The sequence below is a fragment of the Cellulomonas sp. NEAU-ZC6 genome (genome assembly GCF_056844425.1).
Genome location: NZ_JBXFYH010000004.1, coordinates 310572 through 327561, shown reverse-complemented (window position 1 = coordinate 327561; position 16990 = coordinate 310572). Strand labels below are relative to the sequence as shown.

Below are 16990 nucleotides of genomic sequence, written 5' to 3'. Positions count from 1 at the left end.
GAAGCGGGGGCGACGCGAGAAGGGGTGGGCGACGCAGGGTCGGTCAGCCCTTGACGGAGCCGGCCAGCAGGCCGCGGACGAAGTACCGCTGCAGCGAGATGAACACGATGAGCGGGACGACCATCGAGATGAACGCGCCCGCGGTGAGCACGTGCCAGTCGCCGCCGCGGGAGCCCGCCATCTCGGCGACCGCCACGGTCAGCGGCCGGGACCCCGTGCCGGCGAACGTGAGGCCGACCAGCAGGTCGTTCCACACCCAGAGGAACTGGAAGATGCCGAACGCCGCGATGGCCGGCACCAGCAGGGGCAGCAGCACCCGGAAGAAGATCTTCACGTGCCCCGCGCCGTCGACGCGGGCCGCCTCCACCAGGGACGCCGGGATGTCCTTCATGAAGTTGTGCAGCAGGAAGATCGCCAGCGGCAGCCCGAAGATCGCGTGCGACAGCCACACGGTCCAGAACGAGCCGTTCACGCCGAGGTTCACGTAGTCCGTGAGCAGCGGCACCAGCGCCACCTGCAGCGGGACGATCTGCAGCGCGAACACCGCGACGAACAGGATGCTGCGGCCCCGGAAGTCGATCCAGGCGAACGCGTAGGCCGCGAGCAGCGCGATGGTGATCGGGATGATCACCGCCGGGATGGTGATGACGAACGAGTTGACGAAGTACTCCGCCAGGTTCGCGCCCGACCCGAAGAGCGCCTGCTCGTAGTTGTCCAGCGTGAACTCGGACTCGCCGCTGAACAGGCCGCCGAAGGCCGTCCACCAGCCGGAGCGGCGGATGTCGAGCTCCGGGCGGAACGACGTGACGAGCAGGCCGATCGACGGGACGGTCCACAGGATCGCGATGACGATCGCGAGGAACGACGCCCAGGGCGACGAGAGCTTGCCCTTGGTCGCGATGGCCCGCTTCTCGAGCCGGCTCATCCGCCGGGACCGGCCGTCCGCGGAGGCGGTCTCGTCGATCGCCTCGTTGACCGGGGCGGTCGGGGGCAGGGGTGTGGTCGTCATCGGATCTCCTCCGACTTGCGCAGCTGCCGCACGTTGTAGACGACGATCGGCACCACCAGGATGAACAGGATCACCGCGAGCGCGGCGCTGAGGCCCTGGTTGTTCTGCCGGAACGCCTGCGTGTAGAACTCGTTCGCGATGACCTGGGTGCCGAACTGCCCGCCGGTCATGGTGCGGACGATGTCGAACACCTTGAGCGTCCCGATCGCGATCGTGGTCAGCACGACGACGAGGGCCGGCCGGATGGACGGCACCGTGATGAAGCGGAACATCTTGGTGCCGTGCAGCCCGTCGAGCCGCGCGGCCTCGATGATGTCGTCCGGGATGGCCTTGATCGCCGCGGACAGCACCGTCATCGCGAACCCGGTCTGGATCCACACCATCACCACGATGAGCATCAGCGTGTTCAGCGGGGAGTCGATGAGGAACTGCCGCGGCTCCAGCCCGACCCAGACCAGCAGCTGGTTGAGCAGGCCGGTCTGGCTGACGCCCGGCTGGTTCGGCCGGAACTCGTAGACGAACTTCCAGATGATCGACGCCCCGACCATGGAGATGGCCATCGGGATGAAGACCAGCGCCTTGGCCAGCCGCTCGAACCGGGTGCGGTCCACCAGCACCGCGTAGACCAGGCCGATCAGCGTCGCGCCGACCGGCACCAGGATGACCCAGACGGCCGTGTTGGCCAGGACGCCCTGGAACTGGCCCTCGGTGAGGGCCCGCTGGTAGTTGTCCAGCCCGACGAACGAGTTCCCCCGCTTGTCGAAGAACGAGTTCCAGATGGTGATGAGTGCCGGCCGCACCAGCCCCCAGGCCAGCAGCAGCAGCGCGGGGCCCGCGAACGCGGCGGCCACCACCCACCGCGGGATCCGCTTCGGGCGGTCGACCAGCAGCAGGATCGCGCCCATCACCACCACGAACAGTGCGATCGCCACGAACATCAGCGCGAACTTGTGCCCCGCCGACGTCGCGTCGGTGAACCAGTCCATGTGCCCCTCCGAGCCCAGGGCGGCTCGGCCCGGCCGGACGAGGGTCTCCCCGTCCGGCCGGGCCGGCCGTCAGTCAGTCAGACAGTCCGTGCCGGTCGGGTCAGGAGGCCGCCGGCCACGACGCCTCGATCTCGTCCGTGACCTGCTCGGTGGAGGAGCCGGTCAGCCAGTTGACGATGCCGTTCCAGAAGGTGCCGGCACCGACCTCGCCGGGCATCAGGTCGGACGCGTCGAACCGGATGACGGAGTCGGGGTTGGAGAGGATCTCGGCCGACAGCTTGTCGAAGTCGGTGGCGAGGTTCTCCGGGTCGAGCCCGTTGTTGGCGCTGACCCAGCCGCCCATCGGGGTGGCCTTGGCCTTGGCGTTGGCCCAGTCGGCGCTGGACAGGTAGGTCTGGAACGCCTGCACCTCGGGACGCTCGTCGAACGCCGCCACGAACTCCGCGCCGCCCAGGACCGGCTTGATGTCGGTCTGGTTGGTCGGCAGGTAGAACGCGTAGACGTCGCCGTCCTCGGCGACCTCGGTGCCCTCCGGCCACTGCGTGGCGTAGAAGTTGGCCGCGCGGTGCATCCAGCAGGTGCCGTCGAGGATCGGGTAGCCCGCGTCCGTCCACGGCGTGGTGGCGATGGAGTCCACGCCACCCAGGCCCGCGTTCACGAACTCGTCGTTCTTGAGGATCTCCCCGGCGGTGTCCCAGGCCTCGACGATCTGCGGGTCGTTGAACGGGATCTCGTGGTTCACCCACTGGTCGTAGACGTCCGGCCCGGCGGTGCGGAGCACGACGTCCTCGATGAAGTCGGTGCCCGGCCAGCCGGTGGCGTCACCGGACTCGACGCCCGCGCACCACGGCATCGCACCGTCGTCCACGATCTGCTGCGAGAGGTCCATCATGTCGTCCCAGGTCTCCGGGACCTCGTAGCCGGCGTCCTCGAACATGCTCGGCGAGTACCAGACGAACGACTTGGCGTTCGCGCCCAGCGGGGCGGCGTAGAACGTGCCGTCGACCGAGCCGTACTCCTTCCAGCCCTCGGTGAAGAACTCGTCGACGTTGGCCGTCGTGGCCTCCGGCGCCGGGACGATCTCGTCCGGGAAGTCCTGGACGATGGTCTTCAGCAGGCCGGGCTGCGGCAGGTAGGCGATGTCGGGGGCGTTGCCCGCCTGGATGCGCACCAGCAGCTGCGCCTCGAACTCGCGCGAGCCCTCGTACTCGACGGTGACGCCGGTGCACTCCTCGAACGGGACGTACGAGTCGACCTGCGTCTGCTGCTCGGGCTCGACGATCGACGTGTAGATCGACACCGACGTGCCCTCGAGGTCACCGAACTCCTCGTAGGGCGCGCAGTCGATCTCGCTCGCCGCGTCGGTGTCCCCGCCGCTGTCGGTGCTCTCGTCCCCGGAATCCCCACCGGAACATGCCGCCAGCGCGAGCGCCAGCCCGAGCCCGCCGGCGATCGCGGCCGTGCCGCGACGACGAATCCTGGTCATGCGTTGCCTCCACCTCGTCGTGGTCGCTCATGCCGAGGCGGGTACGCCTCGGTGCGTGGACCCTATGCAAGCGTTTACATGCCTCTGGGCACAACCGAATCGCGTGACGGAGTTGTCACGATTTGGTCACGCACCCCCGCCGTGGACCCCCGGTCGACCAGCACCGTCGGGAACAGGACCTCCCGCGGGACCGGCGCGCCGGTGATCATCTCCAGCAGCATCGACGCCGCCGTGACCCCCTGGTCGTGCGCGTTCTGCGCCATCGTGGTCAGCCCCAGGTGCTCTCCCATGTCGTGCCCGTCCACCCCCACGACGGACACGTCCTGCGGCACCCGCAGCCCCCGGTCCCGCAGCGCGAGCAGCGCGCCCATGGCCATCTCGTCGGACGCGGCGAACACCGCGGTGACGTCGGGGCGGCGGTCCAGCAGGACGTGGGTCGACGCGCGGCCGCCCGCGACGTCGAAGTGCCCGTGCACCTCCAGGTCCGCGTGCTCCAGGCCGCGGGCCTGCAGCTCCGCCCGCCAGCCTTCCGCGCGCCGCAGCGCCGGCGACCAGGGCAGGACGTCGTCGGGCTCGCCGCTCAGGTGGGCGATGACCCGGTGCCCGCGGTCGGCGAGGTGCGCCACCGCGCGGCGCGCGGTGCCGACGTCGTCGAGGCCGACGGTGACCTGCCCCGGGGCGCCCGCGCCGACGAACACGACCGGGTAGCCGAGCTCCTCGATCGCGGCGACCTCGTCCGCCTCCAGCGGCAGACCGACGACCAGCACCCCGTCGACCCGGCGGCGCAGCACGTCGGGGTCCAGGCGCCGGCGCGGCGCCGCCCGGGACACCTCGAACGTGTACAGCAGCGCGTCGAACTCCTCGACCCGCAGCGCCCGCTCGGCGCCCTCGATCACGTTGGCGAAGAACCAGTGCGCCACCCACGGCGTGATCAGCCCGATCGTCCGGGTCCGCCCCGAGGCCAGCGAGGAGGCGGACGGCGACGGGACGTAGCCGAGCTCGTCGGCGGCGCGCTGCACGCGCTCCCGCGTCGCCGCCGTGACGTTCGGCAGGCCGCGCAGCGCGCGCGACACCGTCGCGGTGGACACCCCGGCCGCCCGGGCCACGTCGACGATGCCGTGCGCCATGGCGGGGATTGTGCTCCGCCGAGGGGGGCCGGGTCCAGGGGCCGCGCCACCCGCCCGCAAGCGCTCTCCGGCGTGGGAGCGCGACCGCACTCCCGCCGCAGGCGCCTCAGCCCGCGACGCGGCCGATGCTGCGCAGCACGGCGACGGCGCCGTCGTCGGCGATCGTGCCGGTCACCTCGTCGGCCGCGGCCCGCACGTGGTCCGGCGCGTGCCCCATCGCCACGCCGCGGGCGGCCCAGCGGAGCATCTCCACGTCGTTCCCTCCGTCGCCCAGCGCCACGGTGGCGAACGGCTGCACGCCGAGCGCGCGGCGCAGCTCCTCCAGCGCGCTGGCCTTGGACACGCCGCCGGGCGTCAGGTCGAGCCACGCGCTCCAGCCCACGGCGTACGACACCTGGTGCAGGCCGACGCGCTCGACCAGCGCGTGGAACTCCTCCGGCGTGCTGCCCGGGTCCCGCACGACGACGCGGGTGGCGGGCTCGGCGACGAGCTCGTCGAACGGCATCACCCGCTGGTCGCCGGTCAGCTCGTGGTCCGGGAACGGCTTCGACACCCGGAAGCCCAGGCCCAGGTCCTCGACCGCGAACAGGGCGTCCGGGAGCTCCAGCTGCAGCACCCGCAGGGCCGGCTCGGGGTCGAACGTCGTGGTGCTCGTGACCTCGTAGCCGCCGGCCGCCGCCGGGTCGAGCCGCGCCGTGACGGCGCCGTTCGAGCAGACGATCCAGCCGTCGGTCAGCCCGAGGTCGACCGCGACGGGCACGGCGCTGCGCACCCCGCGCCCCGTCGCCAGGACGACGTGCGCGCCGGCGTCCCGCAGCGCTGCCACAGCGTCGCGCACCGCGGGCGACAGCACCCCGTCGTACGTCATCAGCGTGCCGTCGACGTCGAGGGCGACCAGGGTGCCGGCCGCGGAGCGCGGGTGGGTCATCGCGATCCGCCCCCGACGGGCTCCAGGACCTCGAGGCCGCCCAGGTAGGGCCGCAGCCCCTCGGGGACCCGCACCGAGCCGTCGGCCTGCTGGTGGTTCTCCAGGATCGCGACGATCCAGCGGGTCGTGGCCAGGGTGCCGTTCAGGGTCGCGACGGGGCGGGTCTCGCCCTCCGCCGTGCGCTCCCGGATGCCGAGGCGGCGCGCCTGGTACGTCGTGCAGTTGGAGGTCGACGTCAGCTCCAGGTAGCGCTCCTGGCTGGGCAGCCACGCCTCGCAGTCGAACTTGCGCGCGGCGCTCGACCCGAGGTCGCCGGCCGCGGTGTCGATGACGCGGTAGGGCAGGCCGGCCAGCGCGAGCATCTGCTCCTCCCAGCCGAGGATGCGGCGGTGCTCGTCCGCGGCGTCCTCGACGGTCGTGTAGGAGAACGCCTCGACCTTGTGGAACTGGTGCACCCGGATGATGCCGCGGGTGTCCTTGCCGTACGACCCGGCCTCGCGGCGGTAGCAGGCCGACCAGCCCGCGTACCGCACCGGGCCCGCCGACAGGTCGAGGATCTCGCCCGAGTGGTAGCCGGCCAGCGCGACCTCGCTGGTGCCGACCAGGTACAGGTCGTCGGCCTCGAGGCGATAGATCTCGTCGGCGTGCGCGCCGAGGAACCCGGTGCCCGCCATGACCTCGGGCTTGACCAGGGTCGGCGTGATCACCGGCGTGAACCCGGCCTGCAGCGCCAGGTCGACCGCGGCGTTCAGCAGCGCCAGCTCCAGGCGGGCGCCGATGCCGGTCAGGTAGTAGAACCGCGCGCCGGAGACCTTGGCCCCGCGCTCGGTGTCGATCGCGCGCAGGCCCTCGCCGAGCTCCAGGTGGTCGCGCACCGCGAACCCGGCGCCGTACTCCGCGGCGAAGTCGCGCGGGGTGCCCTCGTGCCGCAGGACCACGTAGTCGTCCTCGCCGCCGGCGGGCACGCCGTCCTCGACCACGTTGCCGATCCGGCGGGCCAGCTCGGTGGCGAGCGCGTCCGCGGCGTCCGCGTCGGCCTGCAGCGCCTTGACCTGCTCGGCCAGCTGCTTGCCCTGCGCGAGCAGCGCCTGCTTCTCGTCGCCCTGCGCGGACGCGACCTTCTTGCCCAGGGCCTTCTGCTCGGCCCGCAGGGTCTCGAAGTCCGTCAGGGCGGCGCGGCGGCGGGCGTCCGCGTCCAGCACCTCGTCCACCAGCCCCGGGTCGTCCCCCCGGGCCACCTGGCTCGCGCGCACGACGTCCGGCTCCTGCCGCAGCAGCTTCAGATCGATCACGCACCCGAGCCTACCGATCACCGCGCGCACCCTCGCGCCTCGCGTCGACAGCGCACGACCCGAGCGACGAACCGGGACGTCTCGGGTCGGTCGATGCGCTCTCGACGCGCGGGAAGGCGTGGGCGCGCGGGGGGTTTGCCCCTAGATTCGACGCATGACGTGGGAGGGATGGCTGGCGGTCGCCGCGATGGTCGTGTCCGTGGCGGCCCTGGTGGTCGGGACCGCCGCGTGGCGGGCGACCGCCGCGGAGCGGCAGGCGGGCCGGGCCGGGCGCATCCTCAGCACCGCGGCGGGGCCCGCGGGACCGGCGGACGCGACGACGGCCGCCGCGCCGGCGCCCCGCGGCCCGCTGGTCGCGTTCGTCGCCAACCCGTCCAAGCCGGGGGTCACCGACCTGCGCGCGACCGTCCGCCGCGCCTGCGCGGAGCAGTACCTGCCCGAGCCGCTGTGGCTCGAGACGACGCTGGACGACCCGGGCATCGGCCAGACCAAGGACGCGGTCGCCCGCGGCGCCGACGTGGTGGTGGCGCTCGGCGGCGACGGCACGGTGCGCGCGGTGGCCGAGGCGCTGGTCGGCAAGGCCGTCCCGATGGGGCTCATCCCGGTGGGCACCGGCAACCTGCTGGCCCGCAACCTCGACATCCCGCTCGGCGACCCGCTGTCCGCGCTGCAGATCGCGCTGGACGGCACGGACCGGACGATCGACGTCGGCTGGATGCAGGTGCTGCGGTCCGAGGCGGACGTCGACGACGACGTCGCCGAGGCGGCCGACGACCTGCCCGCGGACACCGAGCTGCCGCGCGACCACATCTTCCTGGTCATCGCGGGCATCGGGTTCGACGCGGCGATGGTGGCCGACGCGGACGACCAGCTCAAGGCGCGGGTCGGCTGGATCGCCTACTTCGTCGCGGGGATCAAGCACCTGCACGGCCGGCGCCTGCGGACCTCCGTGGCGCTGGACGGCGCGGCGGCGACGCCGGCCCGGGTCCGCAGCCTGCTGGTCGGCAACTGCGGGCGGCTGCCGGGTGGGATCACGCTGCTCCCGGACGCGGTGCTCGACGACGGCTGGCTGGACGTCGCGGCGATCGACACCCGCGGCGGGGTCGCGGGCTGGGCGCAGCTGCTGGGCGAGGTCGTGCTGCAGGGCGTCGGGGTGCGGAACGAGCTGCCGGCCAAGATCGGCCGGATCGACCACGCCCGCGCCCGCCAGGTGCTGATCGACGTCGAGGGCGGCGAGTGGGTGCAGGTGGACGGCGACGTCATCGGCCGGGCCACCCGGTTGTCGGTGCGGGTGGACCCCGGCGCGCTGGTCGTGCGGGTCGCGGGCGCCTGAGTCAGACGCTCGCGCCGCCGCGGACCGCCCGCAGCCAGTCCCGGGCCGTGCGGAAGTCCCCGTCGGCGGTGCCCAGGTGCACGTCGGCGGCCCGGCCGTCGGCGCGGGGGTAGGACCCGAGGAACCGCACCTGCGGGCACACCCGGTGCAGGCCCATGAACGCCTCCCCCATCCGCTCCTCGGCGATGTGGCCCTCGGCGTCGATGGAGAACGAGTACCGGCCCAGGGAGTCGCCGATCGGCCGGGACTCGATCCGGGACAGGTTCACGCCGCGGGCGGCGAACTGCTCGAGCATGGTCAGCAGCGCGCCGGCCTCGTTGCTGGGCAGGTGCACGACGAGCGTCGTCTTGTCCGCGCCGGTGGGTGCGGGCACCGCGCCGGGGCGGCCCACGACGACGAACCGGGTCACCGCGTGCGGGTTGTCGGCGACGCCCTCGGCGAGCACCGTGAGCCCGTAGTGCTCGACGGCGGCGGGCGGGACGAGCGCGGCGTCGAACGCGAGGTCGTCCACCTCGGCACCCACGGCCGCCGCCGCGACGCCGGCGAGCTGGGCGGCGGGCGCGGTGTTGGACGCCGCCGCCACGTGCACGGCGCCGGGCACGTGGGCGGCGAGCCAGCGCCGGCACTGCACCCAGGCGTGCGGGTGGGCGGCGACCCGCCGCACGTCCGCGAGCGCCGTCCCGGGCCGCCCGACCAGGGTGAAGCCGACGGGGACCAGGACCTCGCGCTGCAGCACGAGGGCGCTGCCGACGGCCAGGGCGTCCAGGGTGGCGGTGACCCCGCCCTCGATGGTGCTCTCGATGGCGACGACCGCGTGGTCGGCCTCGCCGGAGCGCACGGCCTCGATCGCGGTGACCACGTCGGCCTGGGGCAGGTACTCCGCGTCCTCGGGGCCCACGACCTGCCGCAGGGCGACCTCCGTGAACGTGCCCGCCGGACCCAGGTAGGCGTAGCGGGGACGTGTCATCTCATCGACCTCCGGGTGGGGCACGTCGGCGCGTGTGACCGCGGCGTGCGCGCCCTGTGCGGCGCGCGTGCACGTGCCGGGCGGGGTCGCCCCGCCCGACCCGTCCGAGAGTAGTGCGCCCGTACGCTGGGCCGGTGCCCCTGTCCACGCCCGCGTCGCGCACGCCCACGCCCCGCTCCCGCACCGCCCCGGCCCGGGTGCTGGCCGCGTCGCTGGCGGCCCTGCTGGCCGTCGCGCTGGGCTGGGCCGGCGGGGCCGCGGGCGCCGCGGCGGCGACCGACGAGGGCGACGCGGCGACGGCGCCCGTGGTGCTGGTCGGCGTCACGGGTCTGCGCTGGGACGACCTCGGCTCGCTGACGACGCCGGCGCTGTGGGAGCTGTCCCGCGAGGCGGCGGTCGGCACGACCGTGGTGCGCAGCGTGCGCTCGTTCACCTGCCCCGCCGCGGGCTGGCTCGCGGTGTCGGCCGGCGGCCGCGCGGACGACCTGTCGGTGGCCGACGGCACCTGCCGCACGCTGCGCGACCCGCTGGCCAACGGCGCGACGCCGGGCTGGGCCGACTACGTGCAGGCGACGGACGACTCGTCGTACGACTCCCGGCTCGGGCTGCTGGGCGACACGCTGACCACGGCCGGCGTCCCGGTGACCGGTATCGGGCCGGGGGCCGCGATCGCGCTCGCCGGGACCGACGGCGTCCCCGCGGGCGAGCACGTGCGGCGGCCCGCGGACGCCGGCGCCCTCGAGGACGCGACGGCGGCGGCGCTCGCGGCGTCGGGCCTCGTCGTGGTGGACGCGGGATCGGTCCGGGACCCCGGCTACCAGACCCGCGGCCGCTCGGAGGCCGACGCGGTCATCCCGGCGGACGAGGAGGACCAGCCCGACCTGTCGGGCACGGACGTGGTCATCGAGCCCACGCGTGCCGAGCAGGTGCAGGTGATCGACGCCCGGATCGGCGCGGTGCTGGACGCCGTGCGGGACTCCGGCACCGACGCCACCGTGCTGGTGCTGTCCCTCGCGGACTCGAGCCGCCGCGCCCAGCTGCAGCTGGCCGCCGCGCTCGGGCCCACGCCGGACGGCGGCCGCTACGCCGGGGGCACGATCGGCACGTCCTCCACGCGGCAGGAGGGCTTCCTGCAGGCGACCGACGTGACGCCGACGCTGCTGGAGGCGCTGGGCGTCCGGGACCAGGCGCCGACCGGCGCCCTGGTCGGGTCGACGCTCCGGCACTCCCCCGACGACGCCACCGCGGGCGCGCGCGTGGCCGACCTGATCGACGAGAACCGGCACGCGCAGGCCGCCAAGCCCCTGGTCGGCGGGTTCTACGTCTGGTGGGTGGCGCTCAACCTCGCGCTGTACCTGATGGTGGTGGTCGGGCTGAACGCGCGGGTGCGGGGCTGGTGGTCGCGGCTGGTGCGGCCGCTCCGGCGCCGGCCCTCGGGCACCGTGCACCCCCGCCGGGTGCTGCACGGCCTGCGGATCGCCGCGGTCGCGGTGGCGGCCGTGCCGGTCTCGACGTTCCTGGCCAACCTGGTGCCGTGGTGGCGCTCGGCGTCGCCGGCGTGGGCCCTGGCCGGGACGATCGCGCTGTTCTCCGGCGCCATCGTGGCGCTGACGCTGCTGCCGCCGTGGTGGCGCGGGCGCCTGCTGGGCCCGCTCGGCGTGGTCGGCGGGATCACGGCGGTCGTCCTGGCGGCGGACGTCGCGACGGGCGCCCGGCTCGCGCTGGACTCGATGATGGGCCCGGGCTCGCTGGTGGCGGGCCGGTTCTACGGGTTCGGCAACCCCGCGTTCGCGCTGTTCGCGACCGCGATGATCCTCACGACGGTCGCGCTCGCGGACCCGCTGCTCCGCGCGGGCCGCAAGGGGCTCGCGGTCGCCGTGATCGCGGTGATGGGCGTGGTCGCGGTGGTCATCAACGGGACGCCGTCGATCGGCGCGGACTTCGGTGGGCCGCCGGCGCTGGTCCCGGGGTTCGCGATCCTGGCGCTGCTCGCGGCCGGGATCCGGCTGAACTGGCGCCGGGTGCTGGTCGTCCTGGCCGCGGGCGCGGTCACCGTGGTGAGCATCGCGGTGGCCGACTGGCTGCGGCCCGCCGACGAGCGCACCCACCTGGGGGCGTTCGTCGAGACGGTGCTGGACGGCGGGCTGTGGACGGTCCTGCTGCGCAAGGGCGAGACCAACCTGCGCATCCTGTTCGGCAGCGAGCAGACGCTGCTGGCCATCGGCGGCCTGCTGCTGGTGGTGCTGCTGGTCGGCCGCCCGGCGCGCTCGGCCGTCAGCGCCCCCGACGGCGGCCCGTACGCGTGGCTGTCGGGCGGCGCCCCGCTGCGCCAGATCGGCACGGACGCGCCGATGCTGCTCAAGGGCCTGATCGCGCTGGCCGTCACGCTGGGCATCGGGTTCGCGCTGAACGACTCCGGGGTCGTGGTGCCGGCGACCGGGATCGGGCTGGCGGTGCCGCTGCTGGCGGCGTCGTGCGCCACCTGGATGCTGCTGCAGCAGCCGGTGGCTCAGCGGGGGCCGGGCAGCCTGGCGCCGACCATCCCCGGCAGCGCCGGCCCGGGCACGTCGACCGGTCGCACCGCGTCCGCGAACGCGCCGGGCCTGCCGAACAGGTAGCCCTGGGCGAGGTCGCAGCCCAGCGAGCGCAGCGCGGTGTAGCGCGGCTCGTCCTCGACGCCCTCCGCGATGACGTCGGCGCCGAGGGACCGGCCGAGGGCGACCACCGCCTCGACCACGCCCGCGGCGCGCGGACCCGCGGCGCCCGGGCGACCGAGCTCCCGCACGAAGGACTGGTCGATCTTCAGCAGCGTCACCGGGTAGTCGTGCAGCCGGGACAGCGACGAGTACCCGGTGCCGAAGTCGTCGATGGCCACGCCGACGCCGAGCTCGCGCAGGGCCCGCAGGATCGGCACCGCCCGCGCGTCGTCCGCGAGCGCGCTCTCGGTCACCTCGACGCCGAGCCAGCCCGGGGGCGCGTCGTGCCGGGTCAGCAGGTCGGCGACCTGGGTGACCAGGTCGGCGCGGTCGTGGCCCGGCCCGAACTGCCGCGGGGACACGTTGACCCAGACGCGCAGGTCGCTGCCGGTCGCGCGGTTGTGCGCGGCGAGCTCGCCCAGCGCGCGGTCCAGCGCCCAGGCGCCGAGCTCCCCGATCAGGCCGGTCTCCTCGGCCACGGGGATGAACTCCGCCGGGGACACCGGGCCGCGCGTCCGGCTGGTCCAGCGCATCAGCGCCTCGACGCCCTCGACCCGGCCCGTGATCAGGTCGACCTCGGCCTGGTAGACGAGCGAGAGCTCGCCCTCCTCCGTCGCGCGGCGCAGGTCGGCGGCCATGGTGAGCCGCTGCCGGGCCTGGTCGGCGCCGTGCTCCTCGTACCACCGGTGGCAGCCGCCCCCGTCGGCCTTGGCCCGGTACATGGCCACGTCGGCGGAGCGCAGCAGCTCGTCCCAGGGCAGGGCGCCCGGCTCGGCGTGCACCACCCCGACGCTGCACCCGACCGCGAACTCCTCGTCGCGCAGCGCGAACGGCTGGTCGAACGCGGCGACCAGCCGGCGGGCGACGGCGTCGGCCTCCGCCGGGGTCGCGTCGGGCAGCAGGACGACGAACTCGTCGCCGCCCAGGCGCGCCGCGGTCGCCCGCTCCGGCAGGCCGTCCGCCACCCGCGTCGCGGCGCGCAGCAGCAGCTGGTCGCCGACCGCGTGGCCGTAGGAGTCGTTGACCAGCTTGAACCGGTCCAGGTCCAGCAGCAGCAGCGCCGTCCCCGCCCGGGAGGTGGCCAGCGCGGCGACCGCGCGCTCGCGGGCGACGTCGCGGTTCGCGAGACCGGTCAGCGGGTCGTGCGTCGCGGCGTGCGTGAGCCGGTCCTGCGCCTCGCGGAACCGCGTGACGTCCCGGGCGACGACGAGCACCGACTCCACCCGGCCGTCCGGGCCGGCCTCCGGCACCGCCCGCACGTCGTACCAGCGGCCGTCGGTGTGCGCGGTCATGCTGATCCGGCGGCGCGGGTCGTCCTCGACGTCCCTCACCGGGGCGCCGTCGAGCGCCAGCATGTGGTGCGCGAGCGACCGCACGGCGTCGGCGACCACCGAGCGGCCGGCCAGCTCGGCGACGGTGCACCCGAGGTCGGCGTCCGTGACGTGCGCGGCCCCGCGCATCGCGGCGTTGACGAACCGCAGGCGGGCGTCGGCGTCGACCCGGGCGAGCGCGTCGGGGGTGTTCCGGGTGATCGACTCCAGGTCGCGGGTCCGGGCGGCGAGCGCGCGGGTGCGGTCGGCGGCGACCTCGACCGCGCGGCCCTCGGCGGCGGCGCGCGAGGCGACCAGGCCGGCCACGAGCGCGGTCAGCACCGCCCCGGCGGCGAACGGGAACCACGACAGCAGCGGCGGCAGCTCGCCCGGCGCGGCGACGAGCGTCCACTCCCGGCCGGCCACGGGCACCGCCAGGGTCGGCGCGCCGTGGTCCCGGACCACCGCGACCCCGCCCTGACCCGCGTCCAGCGTGCCGAGCACCGTGCCGCCGTCCCGCACCAGGGTGGCGTCCGCCGGCCGGGTGACGACCGCGTCCAGCAGCGGTCCCGCGCGGAAGGTCGTGACGGTCCAGCCCAGGAGCCGGCGCTGCCGCTCCGCCGGGTCCTCGGGCTCCCGCCCGCCGTCGAACACGGGCACGGCGACGGCGAGCTCCGGGCCGCGCACCTGGGCGGCGCCGGGCGCGCCGGGCAGGCGCCCGTCGTACGGCGCCGACAGCGTGGGCTCCCCGGACTCCCGCGCCGCGGCGAGCGCCTCCGCCACCGCCGGCAGCCCCGCCGGGTCCCGCTGCCCGGCGACGAGGCGGTCCAGCAGGGAGGGCCCGCCGAACCGCACCAGCCGGTCGACCTGCACCGAGCCCGTGCCCGCGTGCCCGGTCGGCACCAGCTCCACGTCCCCCGCGCGGTCCGCGAGGCTCGCGGGCGCGGGCACCCACGCGACGGCACCGGTGACCGGGTCGCCGTGCCCGTCCACCGCGCTCAGCCCGCCGAGCACGCGCAGGTGCGACTCCCACGCGCCCGCCGGGTCCGCCCCGTCCGCCCCGGCGCCGGCGGGGGTCAGCATCGACGCCGAGGTGCTCGCCAGCCGGGTCTGCCCCTCCACCTTGGCGAGCAGCTGCTGCGCGGTGACGGCGAGCTGCCCGGCGGCCCGGTCCTGGGCGCGCTCGCGCTGCTGCTGGGCGTCGACGGCGGAGGCCACGAGGGACAGGGCCAGACCGGCGGGGACGGCGAGGGCCACCAGCAGGCGCACCCGCCTGCGGGCGCGCCGACGCGCGACGAGCGGCATGCGCACCTCCTCCTCGGGCCTGCGCGACGGGGCCACCACGACCGGCGGCCCGCCGTACCCGTCCCATCGGCCCGCGCGCGCCTCCTCGCGACCTCGAGCAGCAAGTTCACCCGCACGCCGGTCCCGGCCGTCCGCCCCGCGAGCCGCCGCACGGGGGTGGCCCGGTTGCCCCTACACTCGCCAGCGTGATCTTCAAGTCGGTGGGCGAGGGCAGGCCCTATCCCGATCACGGCCTCGTCACGCCCAAGCAGTGGGCCGAGGTCCCGCCGCGCCAGGTGCGCCTGGACGAGCTCGTCACCACCAAGCGGACCCTCAACCTGGACAACCTGCTGTCCGAGGACTCCACGTTCTACGGGGACCTGTTCGCGCACGTCGTGCAGTGGCGCGGGGTCCTGTACCTCGAGGACGGCCTGCACCGCGCGGTGCGCGCCGCCCTGCACCAGCGGCCCGTGCTGCACGCGCGCGTCCTCGTGATCGAGTCCGATGAGCGCTGACCGCACGCCCGACGCCGCACGGCAGCGACGTCGCCGGCACACCCGTGAGCGCCAGGCCGTCGTGTTCGGCGTGCTGATCGGCGGGCTCGCGGTCGCCGCGTTCGGCGCCGCCGCCGTCTACACCGGCAGCTGGACGCCGCCGCTACTGGCCCGCGACTTCTCCTCCCCCGAGCCCACCGGCCTGGCGGCGGAGGACTCGCCCTGCCCGCCCGAGGGCGCGACGCCGGTGCCCTACGGCCAGGTGACGCTGAACGTCGCCAACGGGACCAACCGGATCGGCCTGGCGGGCGACACCGCCGCGGCGCTCGCGGCCCGCGGGTTCGTGATCGGGCAGCAGGCCAACGCCACCGACATGGGCTACCAGGGCTACCCCGGCAGCGCGCTGATCCAGTTCGGCACCCAGGGCGTCGCCGCGGCGTACACGGTGGCCGCGCAGTTCGACACCCCGAAGCTCGTGCTGGACGCCCGCGCGGACGCGACGGTCGACGTCGTCGTCGGGTCGTCCTACAGCGCGCTGGTGGCGGCCGCCGACGTGGTGCTGGTCGCGGACCAGCCGTTCGCCGTCCCGGAGGGCTGCATCGCCCTGGACCAGGTCACGGCCGTCCCGCAGCCGACCCCGCCCCCGGCCACCGAGGCGCCGGCCGAGGGCTGACGCCCCCGGCCGGCGCGCGCCGGTCCGCTCAGCGCTCCAGCTCGGTGCCGCCGGGCACGGACGCCGGGGACGCCGGCTCCTGCGTGGTCCCCCGCCACCGGGCCACGGCCCGCATGAGGTGGTAGACCCCGATCGCGGCGGCGGTGCCGAGCGCGATGCCCTCGAACGCCAGGTCGCCGACGACCCAGGTGTAGTTGGCGATGCCGACGACCAGCGCCACGGCCGCGGTGGTGAGGTTGACGGGGTTCGAGAAGTCCACCTTGTTCTGCACCCAGATCCGGGCGCCGAGCACGCCGATCATCCCGTAGAGCACCGTGGTGGCCCCGCCGAGCACGCCCGCCGGGATGGTGTTGATCAGCTCGCCGAACTTCGGCGACAGGCTGAGCACCAGGGCGGTGGCCGCGGCCACCCAGTACGCGGCCGTGGAGTAGACCTTGGTCGCCGCCATGACGCCGATGTTCTCCGCGTACGTGGTGGTGCCCGAGCCGCCGCCGACGCCCGCGAGCGTCGTGGCCAGGCCGTCGGCGAGCAGGGCCCGGCCGGTCAGCGGATCCAGGTCCTTGCCGGTCATCGCGGCGACGGACTTCACGTGGCCGACGTTCTCGGCGATCAGCACGAACACCACCGGCAGGAACAGCCCGAGCAGGCGGGGCTCGAACGTCGGGGTGACGAACTCCGGCAGGCCGAACCAGGCGGCGTCGCCGACGGCGGTGAAGTCGACCTCGTCCCGCAGGGTGGCCACGACGTACCCGACGGCGACGCCCACCAGGATGGACAGCCGGCCGAGGATGCCGCGGAACAGCACGGCGGACAGCACGATCGCCGCGAGGGTGATGACCGCGGTGACGGGGGCGGCGCGGAACCCGCTGCACGCCCCGGTCTCGTCGCACGTGCCCCAGGCCGTCGGCGCGAGGTTGAACCCGATCAGCGCGACCACGGTGCCGGTGACCACCGGCGGCATCACCAGGTCGATCCAGCGCGAGCCGGCCAGGTGCACGACCAGGCCGATCACGGCGAGCAGCACGCCGGTGGCCAGCACGCCGCCGACCGCCGCGGACTGCCCGCCGGACGCGGTGGCCGCGACGATCGGGCCGATGAACGCGAAGCTCGACCCGAGGTACGACGGCAGCCGGTTGCCCGTGACCAGCAGGAACACCACGGTGCCGAGCGCCGAGAACAGCAGCGTCGTCGCGGGCGAGAACCCGGTCAGCAGCGGCACCAGGAACGTCGCGCCGAACATCGCGACGACGTGCTGCATGCCGATCCCGATGGTCCGCGGCCAGGACAGCCGCTCGTCGGGGGCGACGACCGCCCCCGGCTCGACCCGCCGTCCGTCGCCGTGCACCCGCCACCCGATCGCGCTCACGCGGTCCGCCTCCTCGTCGGCGTCCCCGGTCCGTCCGGG

General features: G+C 74.9%; 13 protein-coding genes. 4 read left to right on the top strand and 9 right to left on the bottom strand.

Features of this window, described 5'->3' with window-relative positions; genetic code table 11:
* Window positions 1-43: 43 nt before the first annotated feature.
* The 6 genes from AC1050_RS17535 to serS form a co-directional block, all read right to left on the bottom strand.
* Window positions 44-1009, bottom strand: coding sequence for a carbohydrate ABC transporter permease (locus tag AC1050_RS17535; RefSeq protein WP_482388691.1), 966 nt, complete (start codon window positions 1007-1009; stop codon window positions 44-46).
* Entirely contained in the window at window positions 1006-1995 is a 990-nt protein-coding gene (locus tag AC1050_RS17530) for a carbohydrate ABC transporter permease (RefSeq protein WP_482388690.1), read from the bottom strand. Before AC1050_RS17530 ends, AC1050_RS17535 begins: the two co-directional genes overlap by 4 nt.
* 100 nt (window positions 1996-2095) lie before the next feature.
* Window positions 2096-3481: an ABC transporter substrate-binding protein gene (locus AC1050_RS17525; RefSeq protein WP_482388689.1), complete on the bottom strand. Its 1386-nt coding sequence runs from the start codon at window positions 3479-3481 to the stop codon at window positions 2096-2098.
* A gap of 74 nt (window positions 3482-3555) precedes the next feature.
* Window positions 3556-4608 (bottom strand): LacI family DNA-binding transcriptional regulator, encoded by a 1053-nt coding sequence (locus tag AC1050_RS17520; protein ID WP_482388688.1) that lies wholly within the window; start codon window positions 4606-4608, stop codon window positions 3556-3558.
* Between the two features lie 106 nt (window positions 4609-4714).
* Window positions 4715-5536, bottom strand: coding sequence for an HAD family hydrolase (locus AC1050_RS17515; RefSeq protein WP_482388687.1), 822 nt, complete (start codon window positions 5534-5536; stop codon window positions 4715-4717).
* Window positions 5533-6828, bottom strand: a complete 1296-nt coding sequence (gene serS, locus AC1050_RS17510) for a serine--tRNA ligase (RefSeq protein WP_482388686.1) — start codon at window positions 6826-6828, stop codon at window positions 5533-5535. Before serS ends, AC1050_RS17515 begins: the two co-directional genes overlap by 4 nt.
* Window positions 6829-6982: 154 nt before the next feature.
* Here serS and AC1050_RS17505 point away from each other — a divergent pair, with 154 nt between their 5' ends.
* The gene (locus tag AC1050_RS17505; RefSeq protein ID WP_482388685.1) at window positions 6983-8161 is read left to right on the top strand and encodes a diacylglycerol/lipid kinase family protein; all 1179 of its coding nucleotides are present in this window, start codon (window positions 6983-6985) and stop codon (window positions 8159-8161) included.
* A 1-nt stretch (window position 8162) separates the two neighbouring features.
* Here AC1050_RS17505 and pheA read toward each other — a convergent pair whose 3' ends face one another.
* Window positions 8163-9128, bottom strand: a complete 966-nt coding sequence (gene pheA / locus AC1050_RS17500) for a prephenate dehydratase (protein ID WP_482388684.1) — start codon at window positions 9126-9128, stop codon at window positions 8163-8165.
* A gap of 134 nt (window positions 9129-9262) precedes the next feature.
* Between pheA and AC1050_RS17495 the strand changes: the two genes are divergently transcribed.
* Complete coding sequence (locus AC1050_RS17495; RefSeq protein ID WP_482388683.1) at window positions 9263-11746, top strand: hypothetical protein; 2484 nt, start codon at window positions 9263-9265, stop codon at window positions 11744-11746.
* On the opposite strand, the gene AC1050_RS17490 is transcribed toward AC1050_RS17495, so the two are convergent.
* Window positions 11638-14439, bottom strand: a complete 2802-nt coding sequence (locus tag AC1050_RS17490; protein WP_482388682.1) for a bifunctional diguanylate cyclase/phosphodiesterase — start codon at window positions 14437-14439, stop codon at window positions 11638-11640. The genes AC1050_RS17495 and AC1050_RS17490 overlap by 109 nt on opposite strands.
* 185 nt (window positions 14440-14624) lie before the next feature.
* On the opposite strand from AC1050_RS17490, the gene AC1050_RS17485 reads away from it, so the two are divergent.
* Together AC1050_RS17485 and AC1050_RS17480 are read left to right on the top strand one after the other, a co-directional pair.
* Window positions 14625-14933 (top strand): type II toxin-antitoxin system VapB family antitoxin, encoded by a 309-nt coding sequence (locus AC1050_RS17485; RefSeq protein ID WP_482388681.1) that lies wholly within the window; start codon window positions 14625-14627, stop codon window positions 14931-14933.
* Window positions 14923-15585, top strand: coding sequence for a LytR C-terminal domain-containing protein (locus AC1050_RS17480; protein ID WP_482388680.1), 663 nt, complete (start codon window positions 14923-14925; stop codon window positions 15583-15585). The genes AC1050_RS17485 and AC1050_RS17480 overlap by 11 nt, the downstream gene beginning before the upstream one ends.
* Before the next feature lie 28 nt (window positions 15586-15613).
* Here AC1050_RS17480 and AC1050_RS17475 read toward each other — a convergent pair whose 3' ends face one another.
* On the bottom strand, window positions 15614-16951 hold the full coding sequence (locus AC1050_RS17475) for a uracil-xanthine permease family protein (RefSeq protein ID WP_482388679.1): 1338 nt from the start codon (window positions 16949-16951) through the stop codon (window positions 15614-15616).
* Between the last annotated feature and the right edge of the window lie 39 nt (window positions 16952-16990).